Source organism: Pontibacillus halophilus JSM 076056 = DSM 19796 (assembly GCF_000425205.1).
In the GTDB taxonomy this organism is placed as follows: domain Bacteria; phylum Bacillota; class Bacilli; order Bacillales; family BH030062; genus Pontibacillus_A; species Pontibacillus_A halophilus.
Genome location: NZ_AULI01000011.1, coordinates 115,985 through 135,201 on the forward strand (window position 1 = coordinate 115,985; position 19,217 = coordinate 135,201).

Here is a 19,217-nt window from a genome sequence, read left to right on the forward strand (position 1 = left end):
TACTATTCTTGTAATAAACCCAGAGCCGTACTAATATAATGTAAAAGTTTGCAAAAGTTACCGTAAAGGGGACTCATCCATGCTGTCCAAAGTGAAACAAGCTATCTTTCTTAGACGAATTGAAAAAATGCTCGCACGCTACCAGATTACGGTGAAGCACTTCATTCCTGGACGCGTTCGGCTTTCCTCACCATATTGGCAAGGCAACTCAAAGATTGTCCATATTCTCCTCCCTGTTCTCCAGTGTGAAGAACGAATCTATTCTGTTCGTCATACGCCTGAGACAGGGACGATTCTCGTAGAATTTGATTCCTCTAAAGACGTCACGGAAGAGCAAATTGAAACGTGGTTCAACAAGGTTCAGAAAGTACACAACGACGTCATCTCTAAAGAAGTGTTGCTGCCATGATTCAGACTCTAATTGGCCTTGGAGCGTCATTCGCAATTCCAAGTTTAATGAAGCGGCTGAAAGACCAGAAAGTGCAAGTCTTACATGCAATGCCAGGCCGTGTTCGACTCCAGAGTGACCATTGGAAGGACGATCACATTGCCGTCGCCTTGGAGGAACAGTTCTCAACGATTTCTATTGTAAAGAACGTTCGTGCATCAGGGACAACTGGCAGCTTGTTAATTGAATTCACCACTCCCCACCTTACATCACAACAATTCGATGAAGTTGTTCAACTTGCTGTCGATACGTCAACAAGAGCCTATCGCCATGTTGATGCCTCTCTAACGAAATCAATGCGCCATGGCGTGGATTCACTAGACCAACTCATTAAGAAACAAACAGGTGCGAAGACAGATTTAGATTCTCTCATTGTACTTGGGCTACTAGTTAAAGGAACGACAGGATTTGCTACGAACCCAGCTTTCGCAAGTAGCTTGCTGTACTGGGCCTACACGATTCTTAAACGAGAGGATGGTGGTTCTTCGTGAGGACGCATCACGTTATTCATGCACTCCCTGGTCGTACGCGACTAAAGTTGAATACCGATGTGACACCCGAATTAATCGAAGCCATCTATCGTGGAATTCCTGGCGTCTATTCTGCTTCTTATACGACCGAAACAAGATCGCTTCTCGTTCATCACGACCCTCTCCTCCATCCGAACCATCTCACAAAAGTCCTACCTACTAAAGGATTGAATTCGCGGACACACAAGGAAGAATTACTGTTAACGCTTGGCGCCTTCGCCATCGATCTCCTATTCCCATCCAAGAGCTTTGTCGGCTTGAAGGCACTGATTCGTCCAGGTGCACTAGCCAGTTTATACGCATCAACTCCAATCCTCTCTAATGGGACGAAAGGATTGATTGAAGCTCGTAAACCAAACGCGGACACACTCAGCACCACCGCAATCTTGGCTTCCTTACTAAAGGGAAGTCCACAGTCTGCCCTGGTCATCCTCTTCATGTCAACATTAAGTGAAATGATTACCGACCATACAGCACAGCGAACGAGTCGCTATGTTCGTGACATGATGAATCTAGACGTCCCATATGTATGGAAGGTAAATGAACGCGGAAATGAGGAGAAGGTATCGATTCACGACGTGAAATGCGGGGATCAGATTGCCGTCTTTGAAGGGGAGAAAATCTCAGCCGACGGAGTTGTAGAAACCGGCTATGCATCAATTGATGAATCCTCTATTACAGGCGAGTACGTACCAAAGGATGTCACGATTGGAGAGCCTGTCTATGCAGGTACCATTCTTAAATCCGGCAACATTCGCCTGACAGTCGACAAGGTTGGAGCGGATACCGCCGTCTCCCAAATCGTTCAGTTGATTGAAGATGCACAGACGAAGAAGGCTCCGATTCAGACTCACGCCGATCAACTTTCTGAGCGGCTTGTTCCTGTATCATTTGGTCTCGCTGCTATGATTTATTTAGTAACCGGCAGTTGGGAACGAGTGTTGAACATGCTCGTCATCGATTTCGTCTGTGGCATTAAGCTCTCCACTGCGACCGCCATCTCTGCCTCCATCGGCAAGGCTGCCCGTCAAGGCGCCTTAATAAAGGGTGGCGAATTCGTCGAGAAGCTAGCCAGCATTGATACGACAATCTTAGATAAGACGGGGACGATTACAAGAGGCAAGCCGGTTGTAAAGAAGGTCATTCCTTATAACGGTTACTCAGAACGAGAACTCCTCCGCTATGTAGCCTCAGCAGAAGAGCATTCTTCACATCCGATTGCGGAAGCCATGGTCAATCTAGCTCGTGAATGGAAGCTAGACATCCCAGAACACGACCACGACCAGCTACAACAAATCGTTGGACATGGAGTGAAAGCCACCGTGTCAGAGAAGACTGTGCTGGTCGGGAACAAGAAACTGTTGCTCCGAGAGAAGGTCGAGGCAAACGGATTAAAGTTTGTGGATAAATTATCCAAAAGCGGGAATACGGTCTATGTAGCCCTTGATGGACAAGTAGCTGGAGTGATTGTAATTGACGACGCGATTCGCACCGGTATGAAGCGAACGGTCAATCAACTTCGAAGACAAGGTGTGGATGAAGTTGTGATGGTTACGGGTGACCGTGAGCATATCGCCAAGGACGTGCATCACGAACTTCAACTTGATGCTTACTATGCAGAAGTCCTTCCCCACGAAAAAGCCGACTACGTTCGACGGTATAAGAAAGGTGGTCATTCCGTAATGATGGTCGGCGATGGCATCAATGACGCACCTGCACTCGCCTATGCAGATGTCGGCGTCACCTTAGGTGGGAAACGAACGGATATTGCGGTTGAAGCAAGCGACGTGGTCCTTACCTCCGACAACCCTATCCTGTTATCCGATGTCATTCATTTATCAAAGCGAACCATGCAAACCATTCATCAGAACTTTACGATTACGATTGCCATCAACAGCGCAGCCATCCTGCTTGGAGCGTTTGGAACGATTGCTCCGATTGTCGGGGCAGCCATTCATAATGCCGCTACGATTGGCGTAGTGTTAAACAGTACGAAATTATTGTTGAAAGAGGAGCGAGGACAATGGGAGGAACCTTTGCCATCATCCACGACATACCTGGTCGACTCCGCTTAAACGTACCAGCCTTGTATGACAAGCAAGAATATGATCAAATTGGAGATTTATTCTCCTCAATTAAAGGCATTGTAAGCGTTCGAATCGAACCTATTATTCAATCGATGATTATTTATTACAACGAAGAAGTCATCCACAAGAGATCCATTCTACGCTTTGTGAGCTTGTTCTTTAAGCAGACGAAGTTTGACCCGCTTGATAATATCATGGTCAACATTAATCCAAGCCAGCGCAAGGACTTGCTTCGCTCACTTGTAACGGGCTTTCTTCTTCTCCTCGCCTACTTGAACAAGTCATCAGGCAAGGTACCTGGAATGCTTGATTATGCCGTCGTCATCTCAACGGCGTATACGGTATTGTCACACGGAGAGAACAAGCTACGACATCCTGATGTTATTACAGGGATTGTCAGCATGCTGTCACTCGGAACAGGCAATATTCTTCATGTTGCCATGGTCACTTGGGCTGTGAACGTTATTGAATTGTTTAACGATGCAAATAAGAGCAAATTGCTTTTATAACATATATCTTAAAATTCTAGGAGGAATGAAGTTATGGTTATGAATAAAGATTTTCTAATGGGGTTTGTATCAGGAACAGTTGTAGGAGCAGTTGGTTATCGCTTATATGAGCAGAATCAAGGCCAACTGTCCCAACTGATTCAGAACCCAGGACTAGGAAACCAAGCACAGAGCTCTCTTCAATCTGTACCGAATCAGAATCTCACGGTAGAAGACCTCGTCGCTCAGAAGGAACGCTTGGAAGATTTGATTGCAGAACAAAAAGTAAACAACCAATAAGAGGTGACACGTTGAGCAAGAACACCATTTATATCGGTTACTACAAAGGCAAGACTGAAGTTGAAGCAGTAGGTTTATGGCATCAAGGGGCTTGGGACGTCTTTCTAGCTGAGAACGACGTCCCAAACCGAGATCAGCATTTATTTAAAGCTACTTCGTTAGATGAAGCGTACGACCATTTCTATGATTGGGTCGACGCTCATCTCCCGAAAGCACAGTGAAAATCGCCAGAGAGATTTGGCGATTTTCTCTTATTCATGCAACCAATCATAATAAGGGTTATCCCGGTCATTATGAACCTGATGGCGCACTAACCTTCTAAATTCCTCTCTTACCGCCCCGTAAAAATACGGCATGAATCCACTCTTCACCTTCCCAATCATCCACACATACAGGCACGGCTTCAACACTTCAATAATGGAGTCTTCATAATCGTAAAGGTCCCCATACAGACGAACTTCTGCATAGGCTGTGACCACCCGCTTCCACGCTTCCTCAATCTCACATAGCGTCAAGTAGGGTTGAGCGACCTTCGCAAATGAACGAGGTATGTGGGAAGGCAAATAGGTAAGATTGAACGCATTCGCTTCCCTTACGATATTCTCTTTATTAGGGTTTGTTTCTTTGTGTATTCTTTCTGTTTCCACGGTGCGTAGCACTCTTGAAGCCTGTTGTCTCAACGGTTCCCCCCTTGTCCATACCGTGTCTTTAACGGTGTCAGGTAGGGTGTCATCCTTCTCCACATGGTTTCGATAAGGTTGAATGACGAGCAGATTCACACCCCTCTTCCCATTCGCCCGGACCGTCTCTACCCGTGTAAGTAAACCAAGCTCCACGAAACGTCGAATGGAGCGTACGACCGTACTCCGACTTTTCTTCGTTCCCTTCATAATTGTCTCTACCTTCGCATACGATACACCCGGGAATTTAACAGAATGACGCCATATAAACCTTAAGACCTCGTAATTCCCTTCCGATAATTCGTACTTCCACCTTTGCACGAACCCTCTCACTCGTTCATCCATCTCTTTTTTCGTACGAAACGTCTGATACTCTCTTAACTCGGAGCGATACATCCCTACCACCTCTTCCGTTTATGACTATAATCGTCATAAGAAGAGAGTTTGGGGGCTTAAGTGCTACATCTCGCCCAAGTTACACGCGTGCTGAAGCCGCTCGGTACTGTCCTAGGAACACCGGAGTATGAGGAAATCAAACACAACATTGCAATCGTGAAATTCCCAGAGCACCTTCCCCATGCATGTAGCCTATTTGCATAAACCGACTTATTTCTAGTTGTAAAGCGTAATTATTACTATTTACAAATCGTAATCATTACTATAGAATAGTCCTGGTATAAAGGAGGAGAAACAATGGTTAAAAAATTCTTAGGCATTATTAGTGTAGTTGCTTTACTGTTCATTATGACTGCTTGTGGAGAAGAAGAGTCAAGCAGCAGTGAAGAAGTGAAAGAATCAGAGGCTGTATCCGATTCGTCCGGAGGTTCAGATGAATCCTCTAAATCAGAAGAGCAGAGTGAACACAATCATGACCATGATCACGACCATAGCCATGCACATGATGAAGAAGCACAACGCATTTATGATGGTTACTTTGAAGATGATCAAGTGAAGGATCGTCAACTATCTGATTGGGCAGGAGATTGGCAATCCGTATACCCACACCTTCAGGATGGGACACTCGATGAAGTTTTCTCTCATAAGGCTGAAGATGACAGTGATAGGACAGCAGAAGAATATAAAGAGTATTATAAAGTTGGCTATGAGACAGATGTGGAACGTATTGTCATTGAAGACAATAACGTAACGTTCTTCGAAAATGGCGAAGAGTCTACTGGGGAGTATAATTACAATGGATATGAAATACTTACCTACGAAGCGGGAAATAGAGGGGTACGTTACATATTTAAGCTAACTGAAGAGTCTCAAGACCTCCCTCAATATATCCAATTTAGTGACCACAGCATCAATCCAACCGATGCGGACCACTATCACCTGTACTGGGGCAATGACCGTGAAGCGCTATTGGATGAAGTCACAAACTGGCCAACCTATTATCCATCAGAAATGGACGGTCATGAAATCGCACATGAGATGATGAAGCATTAAGGGTCACTGACCCTATATAATCATGACCATTACTTCATAAATAAGCTGAGGACCGATTTTGGTCTTCAGCTTATTTTAGATTTGTAGAATATTTTTTGTACCTGGCCCAGAAGTTCGATTACCTATGTCACAACTCAATTATGGGGTTGCCTTACACTTATGAAAGAAGCAACTGGTCTCCCAGCCGCTTCTTCCCTATCCATTCATTTCGTTCGTTGTCGGTCGTTGATGATATACCCCACTCCGGACACGCTTTCGAACCGTTACAAACAATCCAATCGCAACGAGTGCCTCCGCTACTGGAACAGACAACCACACACCAGAAATGCCGAACCCTTTAGGCAGAATCCAAAGGAAGAAAAGCATGAGGATAAAGCTTCTTAGCACAATGATGAAGATAGATGGTCGAATCTGGCCAATCGATTGGAAATACGTCATATAAATAAAGTTAAAGCCCATGAACAGATAGGCGATAAAGAAAAGACGAATCCCTTGTATCGCTAGGTCTTTAATTGCTTGTGACTCGAGTCCAAATAACGTAATCAGAAGCGGTGCAGCCAACAGACCGATTGCAAAGAGGCTGACACCTAGGATGAGTGCTGCCCGTTCACCAATCTCAACGCTTCGTTTAATTCGATCGCTTTGCCGAGCGCCGTAATAGAAGCTAATCATTGGTTGTAAGGCAGATTCAATGCCAAAGAAAGATAAGAACATAAACCCATGCAAGTAGTTAATGACAGAAAAGGCAGCCACACCTTCTGTTCCAGCTAATCCTACTACAGCAAGGTTGTATCCGGTCACAAAGACAAGCATTCCCATTTCTGCAAGGTAACTTGGGAAGCCAATTGAGAAAATACTGCGTAACGACTTCCACGACCAGCGAAACGCGAACGCCCTTAACTTTGTCCCCTTCTTCATGAAGTGCGTCAGGATTACAAGTAGACCAATCCCTTCGGCAATCACAGTCCCAATTGCGGCACCCTTCACACCAAGTTCAAGAACGAATATCATGTAGTAGTTTAACCCAATATTTGAAACCGCCGTTACAGCAAGAGAAATCATAGATAGCCTCGGACTTCCATCGTTCCGAACGAAGATACTAATCAACTGCTGCAAAGCCATCAGCCAACCAAATAGGAACATAATGGCTAAATAATCAATTACGTAAGGGAGCGTATCTTCATTTGCCCCTAATATACCCGCAATTTCCCCCACATTGAAGTACCCGACCCCACCAATTAGTAGTACGAGCACAACGGTAGTGAACACGGACAAGGAAAAGACACTCCTCGCTTCCGTATCTGCTCCTGAACCTACGTGCATGGAATAGAGCGTACCCCCACCGATTCCAATCCATAGCGAGATCGATAGGAGCAAGGAGAAGACAGGCATCGCAAGGTTCACACTCCCGAGCGCTACAGAGCCAACTCCGTTACCAACGAAAATCCCATCAATTAAGATGTTCACTGACATAAGCATTAGTCCGAATAATGAAGGGATAAAGTAGTGGAAAAACACGCGACGAACGGGTTGATTTCTTAATAGATCGTGTGTCTCATTCATGATGGATGGCCTCCTAAATAACTTGATAAGGCTAAGTGTAAACCTTCAAGCTACTTGAAGGTCAATACCATTTAGCGAGAAATCCGAACCGCTATAACCGTTACATAGTCCTCTGGGTCTAGAACAATTGAGTCGTCCAACATCGCGATTTCAATCAGCGGTCCAATCCGCTCATAAGCTTCTCTTTCCAGTTCATGCAGTAACGTATCATAGCCTTCTTTAATGGATGCATAAGAACCTTTATAAGGGTAACAGGCATACCACCCTTCTTCTAAATACGCCTGCTCCTCCTTCCACGCTTCTCCATGGTGTAGTTCGAACACACCCTTATACTTCAAGCGCGTCCGTCCATCCAAGCTGGCCTCATCAACCATCGTTCCAATATCACCAGAGAAAAAGCCGTTGTATTCCATGGATGGGGACGACAACTGCTCCATCTCCTGCACGTACAAATCTCCAAGTTCATCAATCAAGTCAATGGGCTCATTATAGTATAGAAAGGTAATAGGACGTCTCGGATAGTACTTGATGAATAGGCCAGGCTCTTCAACTAGCTCCAATCCCTCATCTATAGTTGAGAGTTTCCCCTCAATTTTCATGGCCACCCGCTTCATCCGCTGGATTTCCTCCTGCACTTCTTGAAGCTTCTTCTCCAATAACACCTTTGTATTTTGAGGAGTGCGTTGATCCAACTGCGCTTTTATATCTTTCAACGTGAAGCCGTTCTTACGTAGAAAGATAATCGTATCGAGCACCACGAACTGATCAACCGAGTAGTACCGGTATTGATTCTCAGGGTCTGTTTCTGACGGCTGAAAGAGACCGATTTCATCGTAATACCTAAGCGTCGATTGTGGAATCATGAATAACTTTGAGACTTCTCCCACTTTAAACTGCCGTTTCATTCTCTTCACTCCTTATATGTACGTTCTAAAGGAATTCTGCGTCGTTCCATTCTGCATGTCGTACACCTAGCTGCTCAAACGGGAGGTCCTCTTCGCTCATTTGCACAAATGCAACCAGTTTCACTTGCTCTAACAACAATTCCCAAGCCGCGGCTTGAATGGTATCCAGTATGGCATGAGCAACGGGAGGGAATTGTTCCGCAAATCGATCATAATGCGTAAACACCAACAGGATTCCCCCTCCTTCAGCTTCTAGTTCAGTCAAGCAATCATGCAGTGCATGTAGGTTGTTGCCATAATAGTCCGGGAAATGAAGGGTAGTGGCTAAATCTCTATGGTAGTTACACTCATCCCAAAGCCTACAGTCAAACGTGTAGACAGTAAATCCCTCATTCATAAGTTCTTCCTGATAGCGATGCAGGACCTGATTTTCACGATACTTCTTTACCGAACCAGTCAACATAAGTTGCTTCCATGTATCCATTTCATCACCTTCCTCCACTATAGCATCCCACGGATCCGAATTCGTTTTCACACGCAGAAAATGCCAGGCCCTTTACTGAACCTGGCATTCCTCTTATTGCGATGGAAGCGTCTCATCTAACCTTGTTGCAGCAACCACCCCAGCAAGGAATGGAAGCAACGCGACAAGTCCGATTGCCCATTCAACGCTTAATAAATCGGTGAGTAGACCGGCGAATAGTGCACCGAATGCATACCCACTGTCTCGCCAAAAGCGATAAACACCCATGGCTGAAGCACGCCAAGCTGGGCCTGCGACGTCGCTAATCGACGCTTGCAACGTCGGGTACACCATGGCGGTCCCGAGCCCTAATAGAACGGCGGCAATCACCCATAAGCTGTACCCATTCACAGTTAAGACCATCCATAACGAAAACGCTTGAAGCCACATCCCTCCAACAATGAGCTTCTTCCTTCCTATGCGGTCGCTTATGGTGCCCGTGAAGAGCTGGAAGAAGCCCCAAGCAGCGGGATACACCGCCACTATCAGGCCAATCTCGCTTACAGATAGTCCGACTCCTGTAAAGAACAGCGGGAAGAGCCCCCAAGCCATACCATCTTTAAGGTTCGTGCTTAAGCCGGCGAACGTATTGCTCGACAAGTTTTTATTCCCATACGTTGTGAGCTTGAACACCTCTCGGGCTGGCTTTTTCTCCTCACTCTTAGTGGACAACTGCGCTTGAGCTTTCATATGAGCGCTCGTATCCGTGATGAATAGCGATAATAAGAAGCCAATGACCACGATGACAATGCCTACATAGAATGGTTCAGGGCGATTCGAGAAATTTGTCGCAATTAACCCTGATAAAGCCGCCATTGCCGCGACCCCGATATAGCCAGCGAACTCATTCATTCCCACCGCAAAGCCTCTTTCTGCCGGCTTTGCCAAGTCTATCTTCATGTTCACTGTCATCGACCAAGCAAGACCTTGATTCAAGCCAAGGAAGATGTTCGCAACGACGACCATCCACCACGCATCTGCGAAAATGACGAGCAATGGCACAACAATTCCGAAGCCCCAGCCAATTAGAAGCACCTTTTTCCTACCTAATCGATCGGCGATGGCACCTGCAAAGTAATTGACGATGGCTTTCGAGAAGCCAAAGCTAATAATAAAGGATAAGGCCGCACTAGCAGAGGCTAATCCAAAGTCTTCCTCTCCGATGACAGGAAGAACAGTTCGCTCTAACCCGACCATGGAACCTACGAAGAAATTTGTTAACACGAGCATGATAAAATTTAACAGGTTTTCCTTTATACCAATTTGTACTGATTTCACTTCATCTACCTCCCGCACAATAAACCCCGTTGGGTATATTGTATCAAAAGGCAATCGATTCTATCCACATAAAAAACCAGACCTGCTAAAAGGTCTGGTTACAAAGATTTAACCTATGAAATGAATGACATAACCGCCAACGACACCAAGGATCACAATCATCCACGCGGGCACCTTCCACATGTTTAAGAGCGCAAATAAGATTGCACCTAATGCGAAATCAGAAGCATCCAAGATTGAGCTTTTGAGGACGGGGTCGTAGAATGCAGCAAGGAGAATTCCAACCACACTTGCATTCACACCCATAAGGACACCTTGGAATGATTTCTTCTGGCGTAAGGTATTTAGGAACGGCAACGCCGCAATGATGAGTAAGAATGATGGCAAGAACATGCCAACTGTCGCTACGATTGCGCCAATTACACCTTCCATCATTGTTCCCAAGTAACTGGAGAACGTGAAGAGCGGTCCAGGTACGGCTTGCGCCATCCCATACCCCGCAAGGAATTCATCTGGTGAGAGGAACCCTTGTGGCACCACTTCACGCTCGAGCATCGGCAAGACGACGTGGCCCCCGCCGAATACAAGAGAACCAACACGGAAGAAGATATCGAAGATTGTTAACAACGGATGTTCAACGAAGCGGGTCACAATGGGTAAGGATACGAGCAATAAGATCAGTACACTAAGAGAAGTGATTCCCGCTTTCTTCGAGATAGAAATTTCAAATGGCTGCACCTTCGTCTCTGCTTTATCTTTGAAGAGCCAAAGTCCAACAAGTCCTGCCGTTAGAATGATTAAGATTTGCACCCAAGCGGATGGGAATAAGAGCATAACGGTCGCTGCCACAAGAGCGAACGCCTTTCGCGTCAGATCTGGTGTTAACTTCTTGCCAAGTCCGATTAACGCATGCAAGACAACAGCTGCTGCGACGACCTTCAAGCTGTGGATAAATATCGCATCATCAAGCGTTAGTGTCTGGTACAACATGGCGAAGACGACAAGTACAAGAATAGATGGCACAGTAAATCCGAACCATGAGACAAGTCCTCCGAGTATGCCACCACGGAGCATCCCGATTGAAATTCCAACCTGGGAACTAGCCGGTCCAGGGAGGAACTGACACAACGCAATGATGTCTGCATAGGTCTTGTCATCGAGCCATTTGCGACGGTCGATGTATTCATCTTTGAAATAAGCTAAGTGAGCAACAGGCCCACCGAATGATGTTAAGCCAAGCTTAGTTGACGCTAGTAAGATTTCTAGTAACGTCTTTAGTTTCTGCAATGGTCTCCCTCTCTTCTATTTGATTTCTTTGAACAGCTCGTACGCTTTTGCACGCGCTTCAACGAGCACCTCTTCCCCTTTGTCAGTGGAGCGGTAGTACTTACGGATTTTCCCGTCTACGTTCACTTCTTCTTTAGATAAGAGTCCGTCCACCTCCATGTTGTGAAGAATGGGATAGAGCGTCCCCGGGCTTATGTCGTACCCATGCTCCCGAAGCTCCTCCAACATCCACGTTCCATAAATCGGCTCTTCGCCCGCATGATGAAGAATGTGAATGTGGATGAAGCCATGGAATAACTTCCGTAACACCTTGTTATCCAAGCTTGTACTCCTCTCGTTATCGAGTTTCGTTATCGAACTCCGATAACGATTATAGAGGATGGTTTCATGTCATGCAATCGTCAAAAGTTTAAGAGTTTGTAAAGACGCTTTTTCAGTTATAAAGTGATTGACATTCCCTATATGTTCCTGTAAATTACTCAATGTACGAACAATTATTAAAGTAAGCAATTTCAATATTCGCTTTTTAGGAGTGTTCACCATGGAAAATGTATTTGATTACGAAGATATTCAACTAATTCCCGCGAAATGTGTCGTAAACAGTCGTTCAGAATGTGATACGTCCATTACACTAGGCGGTTATACATTTAAGCTTCCAGTTGTCCCAGCTAACATGCAGACCATTATCGACGAGAAGATTGCGACTTTCTTAGCCGAAAGAGGTTACTTCTATGTCATGCACCGCTTCGAACCAGAGACGCGCGTTGATTTCATTAAAGAAATGCAAAGTCGTGGATTGATTGCATCCATTAGTGTAGGCGTTAAAGAAGAAGAGTACGACTTTGTTAAACAATTGGCAGAAGCACGCCTTGTTCCTGAATTCATTACAATCGACATTGCGCACGGCCACTCCAACGCCGTCATCTCTATGATTCAGCATATTAAAGAATACTTGCCAAGTAGCTTCGTCATTGCAGGGAACGTCGGCACACCTGAAGCCGTACGTGAACTTGAGAACGCAGGCGCAGACGCTACGAAAGTCGGCATCGGCCCTGGTAAAGTGTGCATCACAAAGATTAAAACCGGATTCGGCACAGGCGGCTGGCAGCTCGCAGCGCTTCGCTGGTGTGCGAAAGCTGCTTCTAAACCAATTATCGCAGACGGTGGGATCCGTACACACGGAGATATCGCGAAGTCCATCCGCTTTGGTGCATCCATGGTCATGATTGGCTCCCTATTCGCTGGGCACGAAGAATCTCCAGGCGAAACAACAGAAGTCGACGGCAGACTCGTAAAAGAATACTTCGGATCCGCATCCGAATTCCAAAAAGGTGAAAAGAAAAACGTAGAAGGCAAGAAAATGTACGTAGAACACAAAGGAAACCTAGCCGACACTCTTACAGAAATGGAACAAGACCTTCAATCTGCTATCTCTTATGCAGGTGGAACGAAGCTTGAAACCATCCGTACAGTCGACTACGTAGTCGTGAAGAACTCCATCTTTAACGGCGATAAAGTCTATTAAGAAGAAAAGACGAGCCCATTGCGGCTCGTCTTTTTTGTGGGACGGGGGGACAGGTTATTTGTCCCACCCCTATCATGAGTGCGCCCGGGACGATGAACCTGTCCCTCTGTCCCCCATCGTTTTTGGAATAAGCCCTGCAATACCGAATATATATCTTCAAATGCTTATTTTTTTGGGAGGGCTTACAGATGAAGCTGTTCTTGAAGATTACGGTATATGTAGTTTCTGCTTTCATCTTATTCATGGTAGGTTTCGGAATTGGTATGAGTGGAAATAAGGCAATCATTGATGAGAAGAAGATGACCATATCAGAATTGGATGAAGAAATTGAAGGGTTGCAGAAAAATAAATCACAAGCTGAGGAAGAGCTAGAGTCACTCTCAAAGGACAAGACGGATACAGAAGCACTCATTTCTAAGAAAGATGAGACTGCTGAGCAGCTGGCAGAATTAGAAGCAAAACTCGCTGATGTGCAAGCTACCCTTGATAAAGAATTAGAAGAAGGTCGTAAAGAAGCAGATGAGAAACTAGCTGATTTAACTGCGCAAATCGAGGAGAAGCAAGGAGAGCTGAATACTGTAACAGAGGCACTCTCTGTCGCACAAGGAAAGCTACAAGAAACAGGAGACGACCCTATCGAACTATCTGCCGGTTACTATACAGTAGGTACAGATCTGCCTTCCGGAAGATATACGGCTACCCCAATCGGAGAAGGGAGCAACTTATTCGTAAACGATGGCCTAAAGGTGAATACCATTCTCGGAGACGGCACGTGGGGAGAACCTTCCTACACCTTCTCTGTATCAGAAGGAGACACCATCCAAACAGAAGCTAGAATACTGCTAACACCAGTAGAGTAATGGTATGGGGGACGGGTTCATGCTTACATGTGTCAAACGAGAAATTTGTCCCCATCCTACCTATTTATGTTAAATTATGTAGTGGATTCGCCCATCACCTTACTTAATTTACAGAAAGAAGGAGTGCCCACTACTGTATACTTATCGTTTCTACAATGTCTTCTCAACGAAAGCTTCACCGATTGTCGACGACACGAACCGCACGATAGGTTCCGTTGCGAGATACTACGAAAGCTCCAGTAAGAGAATCGTAGATAAGCTACTAAAAGGACGAATATTTGTGAATTACCAAGTGACTGATGCTAACCAGCAAGTTGTTTTCTTATCAAAGAAAGCTACAAATCCATTCAATAGAAGACAATACCACCTCTCCTACTTTAAGAACAATGAAGAACACAACGTCCATCTTATTGACCAGAAGACCTTTGACCTCGGTGAAACCACGACGTTTGATTACAACGGTGGCACGTATGAGCTGATTAAGCAGCCTCTCGAGAAAGCCATCATTAAGAAGGATGGCACCCTTGTCGCAGAATGGGATAACACGATGTCGGTTCCCTCTAAAGCTCACTTTGAACTAAGAGATGAGGACTATAAAGAGGATGAACTATTCTTCTTGGGCGTATTTCACACCTATTTCCACGCTGGATGAGGAAAGGATACAATCCTTTCCAACATCCACCTTCTATTCACCCTCACCGAGCATACGAATGGTAGAAGAACTGGACAATTCCCCTTTCCAACTCATCAATATACCTAGAATAAGAGACAGGCTGTGCGTAAATAACATCTTCATTGACTTGATCATAGTCGATATGCCACACAAAATCTGGTGTTGGCAATAAGAAGATAACTTGTTCCATGACTGACTGGTCTTCAACATAGTTAGAATGCATGAACGAAAGGTTATCAAGCTCTTGACTGTTTTGAAGGAACGCTTTCGCAAATGCACGCATTGTCAAATCAGCAGCATCATCCTTTACTAAAGCTTCTAGCACCGAAGGGTCTGTGGTATGAATGTCATCAAAGTCTGAACTCGATAATTGAAGAGGGTTCACCTCAATCCCCTCTTGCTCCAATTCATTGCCGCTACCAGTCGAGAAGAAATCCTTTACTAATTCTCCAAACGGATGAGTTATTGTAGTATAACGAAACTTATGTAACTTGCCTTCTACCCGCTGAATCAGTACTTGCTCATGACTCGTATAGTGAAGGAGCAGCACACTTCTGTCCCGCATCCGAACGGCACGAGCCTTTCTCTCTGCTTGAACTAAGTCTTGCACCAAAGCTTTAACATCTTCACGTACCTCTCCATCATCGTCAATCGCCCAGAAACCTTTCTGTGCTAATGAAGAAGAAGCTTCTTGAATAAACCGATTAAGTTCTTCTTCATTCGTAAGTAAACTCTGTTCATTCAGAATTTGACTCGCAAGGTCTTCGTAACCCGTCAGAATGAACGTAGCTACTAGTTCGTTGGTTGTTAGAGTTAAGTTGACTTCATTTGTCTTTGCCACTATAACCACTCCATTTCTTATTCTTTACTCACCAAACGTTATAATAAAGCCACTCGCCATCCATACGATATAGGCTACAAATAGAAGGGCAAGTAACTTATTAACGACGTAAGGTAATACCGAAAGCTCTAGTTGGATTCTGTAATTTACGTTGCTTGTTATTAATGCGACATATTTATACACATAATCGTGCACCGTTTGAGCTTCCCCATAAACATTAAGTTCATAACTATATATGATTGCCGGATGTAGAAGGAGAGACACAGTTGCCAACACCCCATTAAAAACAAAAATTACTAAGATAATCGTACTTGGAAATGGAACGATGGGGATAAAGATACAAGAAAAAAGAGTTAGAGCAACAACACATATCCCCATTCCCCAGATTTCTTTCGGTTCCTTCCAATTTATATGAATTTTTTTATTTCTATTAGGACTTGGCTTAAAAAGGGCTATTATGGTTCCAAAAGCGATAAACAACACAGAAAAAAACAAAAGGATGTAGATCGTATTAATGCTTCCCTCTTCCCAATCATCAATATTCACAATAGTCCCCATGAAAAATACAAGAAAATATAAATGTACTTTAAAGAAAAATCTAGTAGCTCTCTTGAAGCTAATTTTTTTATTTCTTAGATTTACTTGAGCTTTTTCTACCAAAAGAGCACAACCCCTCAACAATTAATTAAAGAAATTAGACATCAATCCCCCCTTAACATCATCTATTTTTTCACTCACATTTTCTGCAAAGTTGTCAGCAGTTGTTTAAATGTTTTAAATCCTTCATCAATATAACTTCCTACGGCCGCTCCTACTAATCCTCCAATTATGGTGCCGACTCATGAATTTATTATCGTACCAACCTCACACCAGCTGTAGTTAATCAAGCTCCCCCAGCATCATTACGTAGAACAATTATACTGCCCTGCTCATATTGAAAGGGAGTAATATCAAACATTTATCTATTGCTAATATGCTGACTTTGTAATGTAAGGGATTTTTCAGTTTGTCTTTATATTGAGTGATGGCTAACCAAATATCCCTGCGTAAAAGAACGTTTGAAATGTCCAAATAATAAAAAATAATACGGCTAGTACTTTATTTAAAATTAATGGGAGTTCCGCTAGTTCTCTCTGAACATAGTAGTTGATGCTAGAAGTAAATATAGCAAAGTATTTAAAGGCATAATCTAAGATTGTGGTCTGGTCTTTCTCGAACACATTAGCCTCATATAGATAGATAATTGCTGGTTGCATAATGATACTTAGAAATACCACTATTCCATTAAAAAGAAAGACTGAAAATAGAATTCCACTAGGCAACGGCATCATCGTCATGTAACTAAAAGATAATAAGATAAACACCATTATTGGCAAAGCTAGTCCAACAGCTTCTTTCTTATTCCTCAAATTAAATTCATGTTTAGCTCTAGGACGATTCTTAGGAGTGAACACTGTGAAGAATGAGAACAGAACAATTAAAAATTCTGATACCATTACAAAAGCTAGGAAATAATCTTCTCCAACTTGCTCTTTATTTACCTGCCAGGATGGACGATTTATTACAATAAAGGTCAAGAAAATGAAGAAAATCAAGTGCATATTACGTAGATAGACCAGCCATAATAATTTCTTATTGTAAGTACTTTCATTCTTATCAATGAAGTCTAGGGATGCTTTTATGCTGGTCACCTCTATTCTCGCAATCTATATGTTTGAATTTGATTATAAACCTGAGTCAAATTTGCAATCTAAACTGTTCCCTTTCCCCTCATAACAAAGTGTTCTTATGTACATTGAGAAATGCGTCGAAATCTGATGTACTCCCGGTAAATCCTCAATAATCGTTGAATCAGTAATTACTCACGACTCCATCTTCTTGAATGAACTAATTAAGTTCTCCTTCATACTTAAAGGAACTCTGTTCATTCAGAATTTGACTCGCAAGGTCTTCGTAACCCGTCAGAATGAACGTAGCTACTAGTTCGTTGGTTGTTAGAGTGATAGGTAATTGTTCCGTCATAGTGATACCCCCTACTAAAATATCGTTAATCTCACCAATTCATATTAAATCAAGATATTTCCAATGTTTACGAATCAAATATCCCCATGAAAAAGAGTGTGTGAAACATCCAAATAATCGCAAATATCAAAGCTAAAAATTTGTTCAATAAGAATGGCAGTTCCGACAACTCCCTTTGAACATAGTAATTAATAGATGAAACAAATATAGCAATGTATTTAAAGGTAAAATCCAATACTGAGTGCTGGTCTTTCTCGAAGACATTGACTTCGTACAAATAGATAATTAGAGGATGGATAATCAAGCTCAGGAATACGAAAATTCCATTGAAAAGGAAGACAAGACTTAATAATGCACTAGGGAAATCCATCATAGTAGTATAGCTGAAAGAAATTAACACACATACCAAAGTGGCTAATAGAAACCCAATAACCTCATTCTTGTTACGAAAGTTGAATGTATGTTTAGTTCTAACACGTTTCTTTGGAGTGAACTTGGTTAATATTGAGAAAAGGATAATAAGAATTTCCGATACGGTCACAAAGGTTAGTAAATACTCTTCTCCCGTTGGGTCCCCATCTGTCTGCCAGGATGATTGGTTTATATAGATGAAGGCCAAGAAAGCAAAGAAAATTATGTGCATATTACGTAGATAGATTAGCCATAACTTTTCCTTGTTGTAGGTGTTATCTTTATTGCGGATTTTGTCATATTTATAGAATTCATCTGTTTTCGCTTTAATATTAATCACCTCAAAACTCTACTAATTAAAAAAATTCGAAATAAATTTCCCCGTTTTTTCAAAAGTGTCTTCAACAAAGTTAACTGCAGTTCCACCGGCATTTTCCACAAATTCACCAACCTCTTCGCCTGCGTTTTTTATTTTGTCGTCTAAGCCTATAGCCAAAGCTGTACCAATCGTTGCTCCTGCAACTCCACCTATCATAGCTCCCACTCCAGGTATAGGAATTGCATTTCCCGCCATCATCCCCATCGTCGTCATTCCAGCAATCCCTACATCAGTACCAATACCAGCAGCAAATCGCCCTACCTTTTCTCCAACTGTCCTATTCTTACTTTCTTCACTGAAAAGCTCGTTACTGTTTGTAGTTGCAGAAAACACTATAGATGCATACGGGAGTCTTTTAATAATTTTTTTCAGACCATCAACTGTAGTGAATTGCTTTGCGGTCTTATTTAAATCAGGATTTAATTTATATTCCTTCAAAGCGTTTTTGTCCCAAGCTATAACTGTGGAATATGATTCACTAATTTTCCCAAAGGAAATCCTAGTCGCTCTACCATTTAAATTAGTTAACTCTCTGAGTACACCACTTGGAGCATTCCCATATTTCTTTAAATATGTTTTTAGAAAAGGGATTTTTTCACCGGTTTTAAGCAACTTATACGTTAAACTAGCTAATTTCGATTCATATTGTGTTTTGCAAGAGAAAAGTACATAATAATGCAATGAAAAATACATAAGCTTGCCAGCCGATATTTTTAGTAGTTTTGTCTGGATAATGCATGGCTAACCCGGTAGCTATCTCCTGAAAATGTAAGTACATGAGCGTGGTGTATGACACGATCAACTAAAGCTGCTGTTAGCCTCGAGTCTACAAATATTCGATTCCACTGACTAAATTCCAAATTTGAAGTGATAATGATGCTCTTCTGCTCGTACCAATCGGTGATGAGTTGAAATAGAAGCTCGGCTCCTTCTTTACTGAATGGAATGTATCCCATCTCATCTAAAAT

At 43.2% G+C, this 19,217-nt stretch carries 24 protein-coding genes; 11 read left to right on the forward strand and 13 right to left on the reverse strand.

Annotated features, from left to right (window positions below):
• The first annotated feature begins 79 nt into the window (after positions 1-79).
• Genes H513_RS0112050 through H513_RS0112075 form a run of 6 tightly spaced genes read left to right on the forward strand, consistent with a single transcriptional unit; the run spans position 80 to position 4,074 of the window.
• Complete coding sequence (locus H513_RS0112050; RefSeq protein ID WP_026800983.1) at positions 80-409, forward strand: HMA2 domain-containing protein; 330 nt, start codon at positions 80-82, stop codon at positions 407-409.
• Positions 406-939, forward strand: coding sequence for an HMA2 domain-containing protein (locus H513_RS0112055; RefSeq protein WP_026800984.1), 534 nt, complete (start codon positions 406-408; stop codon positions 937-939). The genes H513_RS0112050 and H513_RS0112055 overlap by 4 nt, the downstream gene beginning before the upstream one ends.
• Entirely contained in the window at positions 936-3,053 is a 2,118-nt protein-coding gene (locus H513_RS20170; RefSeq protein ID WP_081658274.1) for a heavy metal translocating P-type ATPase, read from the forward strand. Before H513_RS0112055 ends, H513_RS20170 begins: the two co-directional genes overlap by 4 nt.
• Complete coding sequence (locus H513_RS0112065) at positions 3,002-3,574, forward strand: HMA2 domain-containing protein (protein ID WP_026800985.1); 573 nt, start codon at positions 3,002-3,004, stop codon at positions 3,572-3,574. Before H513_RS20170 ends, H513_RS0112065 begins: the two co-directional genes overlap by 52 nt.
• Positions 3,575-3,607: 33 nt before the next feature.
• Complete coding sequence (locus H513_RS0112070) at positions 3,608-3,853, forward strand: hypothetical protein (RefSeq protein ID WP_026800986.1); 246 nt, start codon at positions 3,608-3,610, stop codon at positions 3,851-3,853.
• A gap of 11 nt (positions 3,854-3,864) precedes the next feature.
• On the forward strand, positions 3,865-4,074 hold the full coding sequence (locus H513_RS0112075; RefSeq protein ID WP_026800987.1) for a hypothetical protein: 210 nt from the start codon (positions 3,865-3,867) through the stop codon (positions 4,072-4,074).
• Positions 4,075-4,104: 30 nt separating this feature from the next.
• On the opposite strand, the gene H513_RS0112080 is transcribed toward H513_RS0112075, so the two are convergent.
• Positions 4,105-4,929 carry a helix-turn-helix domain-containing protein gene (locus H513_RS0112080; protein WP_026800988.1) on the reverse strand — a complete coding sequence of 275 codons (825 nt, stop codon included), beginning with the start codon at positions 4,927-4,929 and terminating at the stop codon, positions 4,105-4,107.
• A 60-nt stretch (positions 4,930-4,989) separates the two neighbouring features.
• Between H513_RS0112080 and H513_RS21645 the strand changes: the two genes are divergently transcribed.
• Positions 4,990-5,133: a hypothetical protein gene (locus H513_RS21645; RefSeq protein WP_154655240.1), complete on the forward strand. Its 144-nt coding sequence runs from the start codon at positions 4,990-4,992 to the stop codon at positions 5,131-5,133.
• 93 nt (positions 5,134-5,226) lie between these two features.
• Positions 5,227-5,982: a metal-binding protein ZinT gene (locus H513_RS0112085; protein ID WP_026800989.1), complete on the forward strand. Its 756-nt coding sequence runs from the start codon at positions 5,227-5,229 to the stop codon at positions 5,980-5,982.
• Between the two features lie 195 nt (positions 5,983-6,177).
• On the opposite strand, the gene H513_RS0112090 is transcribed toward H513_RS0112085, so the two are convergent.
• The 6 genes from H513_RS0112090 to H513_RS0112115 form a co-directional block, all read right to left on the reverse strand.
• Positions 6,178-7,545 carry an MATE family efflux transporter gene (locus H513_RS0112090; RefSeq protein WP_026800990.1) on the reverse strand — a complete coding sequence of 456 codons (1,368 nt, stop codon included), beginning with the start codon at positions 7,543-7,545 and terminating at the stop codon, positions 6,178-6,180.
• Positions 7,546-7,616: 71 nt separating this feature from the next.
• Positions 7,617-8,450, reverse strand: a complete 834-nt coding sequence (locus tag H513_RS0112095) for a MerR family transcriptional regulator (protein ID WP_026800991.1) — start codon at positions 8,448-8,450, stop codon at positions 7,617-7,619.
• A gap of 25 nt (positions 8,451-8,475) precedes the next feature.
• On the reverse strand, positions 8,476-8,934 hold the full coding sequence (locus tag H513_RS20175) for a barstar family protein (protein WP_051239948.1): 459 nt from the start codon (positions 8,932-8,934) through the stop codon (positions 8,476-8,478).
• A gap of 93 nt (positions 8,935-9,027) precedes the next feature.
• A complete protein-coding gene (locus H513_RS0112105; RefSeq protein WP_026800992.1) occupies positions 9,028-10,251 on the reverse strand; it encodes an MFS transporter in 1,224 nt (407 codons plus the stop codon).
• Positions 10,252-10,359: 108 nt separating this feature from the next.
• Positions 10,360-11,538, reverse strand: coding sequence for a chromate efflux transporter (gene chrA, locus H513_RS0112110; RefSeq protein WP_026800993.1), 1,179 nt, complete (start codon positions 11,536-11,538; stop codon positions 10,360-10,362).
• 15 nt (positions 11,539-11,553) lie between these two features.
• A complete protein-coding gene (locus H513_RS0112115; RefSeq protein WP_026800994.1) occupies positions 11,554-11,859 on the reverse strand; it encodes a PadR family transcriptional regulator in 306 nt (101 codons plus the stop codon).
• 220 nt (positions 11,860-12,079) lie between these two features.
• Here H513_RS0112115 and guaC point away from each other — a divergent pair, with 220 nt between their 5' ends.
• The 3 genes from guaC (at position 12,080) to H513_RS0112130 (ending at position 14,575) form a co-directional block, all read left to right on the forward strand.
• Positions 12,080-13,063, forward strand: a complete 984-nt coding sequence (guaC, locus tag H513_RS0112120; protein WP_026800995.1) for a GMP reductase — start codon at positions 12,080-12,082, stop codon at positions 13,061-13,063.
• A gap of 188 nt (positions 13,064-13,251) precedes the next feature.
• Positions 13,252-13,923 (forward strand): hypothetical protein, encoded by a 672-nt coding sequence (locus H513_RS22105; protein WP_231572113.1) that lies wholly within the window; start codon positions 13,252-13,254, stop codon positions 13,921-13,923.
• Positions 13,924-14,056: 133 nt separating this feature from the next.
• Entirely contained in the window at positions 14,057-14,575 is a 519-nt protein-coding gene (locus H513_RS0112130; RefSeq protein ID WP_420804740.1) for a tubby C-terminal domain-like protein, read from the forward strand.
• Positions 14,576-14,618: 43 nt separating this feature from the next.
• Here the strand turns inward: H513_RS0112130 and H513_RS0112135 are convergent, their stop codons facing one another.
• The 6 genes from H513_RS0112135 to H513_RS21270 all read right to left on the reverse strand — a co-directional run.
• Entirely contained in the window at positions 14,619-15,437 is an 819-nt protein-coding gene (locus H513_RS0112135; RefSeq protein WP_026800997.1) for a hypothetical protein, read from the reverse strand.
• A gap of 24 nt (positions 15,438-15,461) precedes the next feature.
• Positions 15,462-16,097 (reverse strand): hypothetical protein, encoded by a 636-nt coding sequence (locus H513_RS0112140; RefSeq protein ID WP_026800998.1) that lies wholly within the window; start codon positions 16,095-16,097, stop codon positions 15,462-15,464.
• A 368-nt stretch (positions 16,098-16,465) separates the two neighbouring features.
• Positions 16,466-17,128, reverse strand: a complete 663-nt coding sequence (locus H513_RS0112145; protein WP_026800999.1) for a hypothetical protein — start codon at positions 17,126-17,128, stop codon at positions 16,466-16,468.
• A 196-nt stretch (positions 17,129-17,324) separates the two neighbouring features.
• Positions 17,325-17,459 carry a hypothetical protein gene (locus tag H513_RS22170; protein WP_267879646.1) on the reverse strand — a complete coding sequence of 45 codons (135 nt, stop codon included), beginning with the start codon at positions 17,457-17,459 and terminating at the stop codon, positions 17,325-17,327.
• A 763-nt stretch (positions 17,460-18,222) separates the two neighbouring features.
• Positions 18,223-18,930 (reverse strand): hypothetical protein, encoded by a 708-nt coding sequence (locus tag H513_RS20185; RefSeq protein WP_161625304.1) that lies wholly within the window; start codon positions 18,928-18,930, stop codon positions 18,223-18,225.
• A gap of 32 nt (positions 18,931-18,962) precedes the next feature.
• Positions 18,963-19,217, reverse strand: a 255-nt coding sequence (locus H513_RS21270; RefSeq protein ID WP_026801001.1) for an ATP-binding protein, incomplete at its 5' end; no start/stop codon positions are given.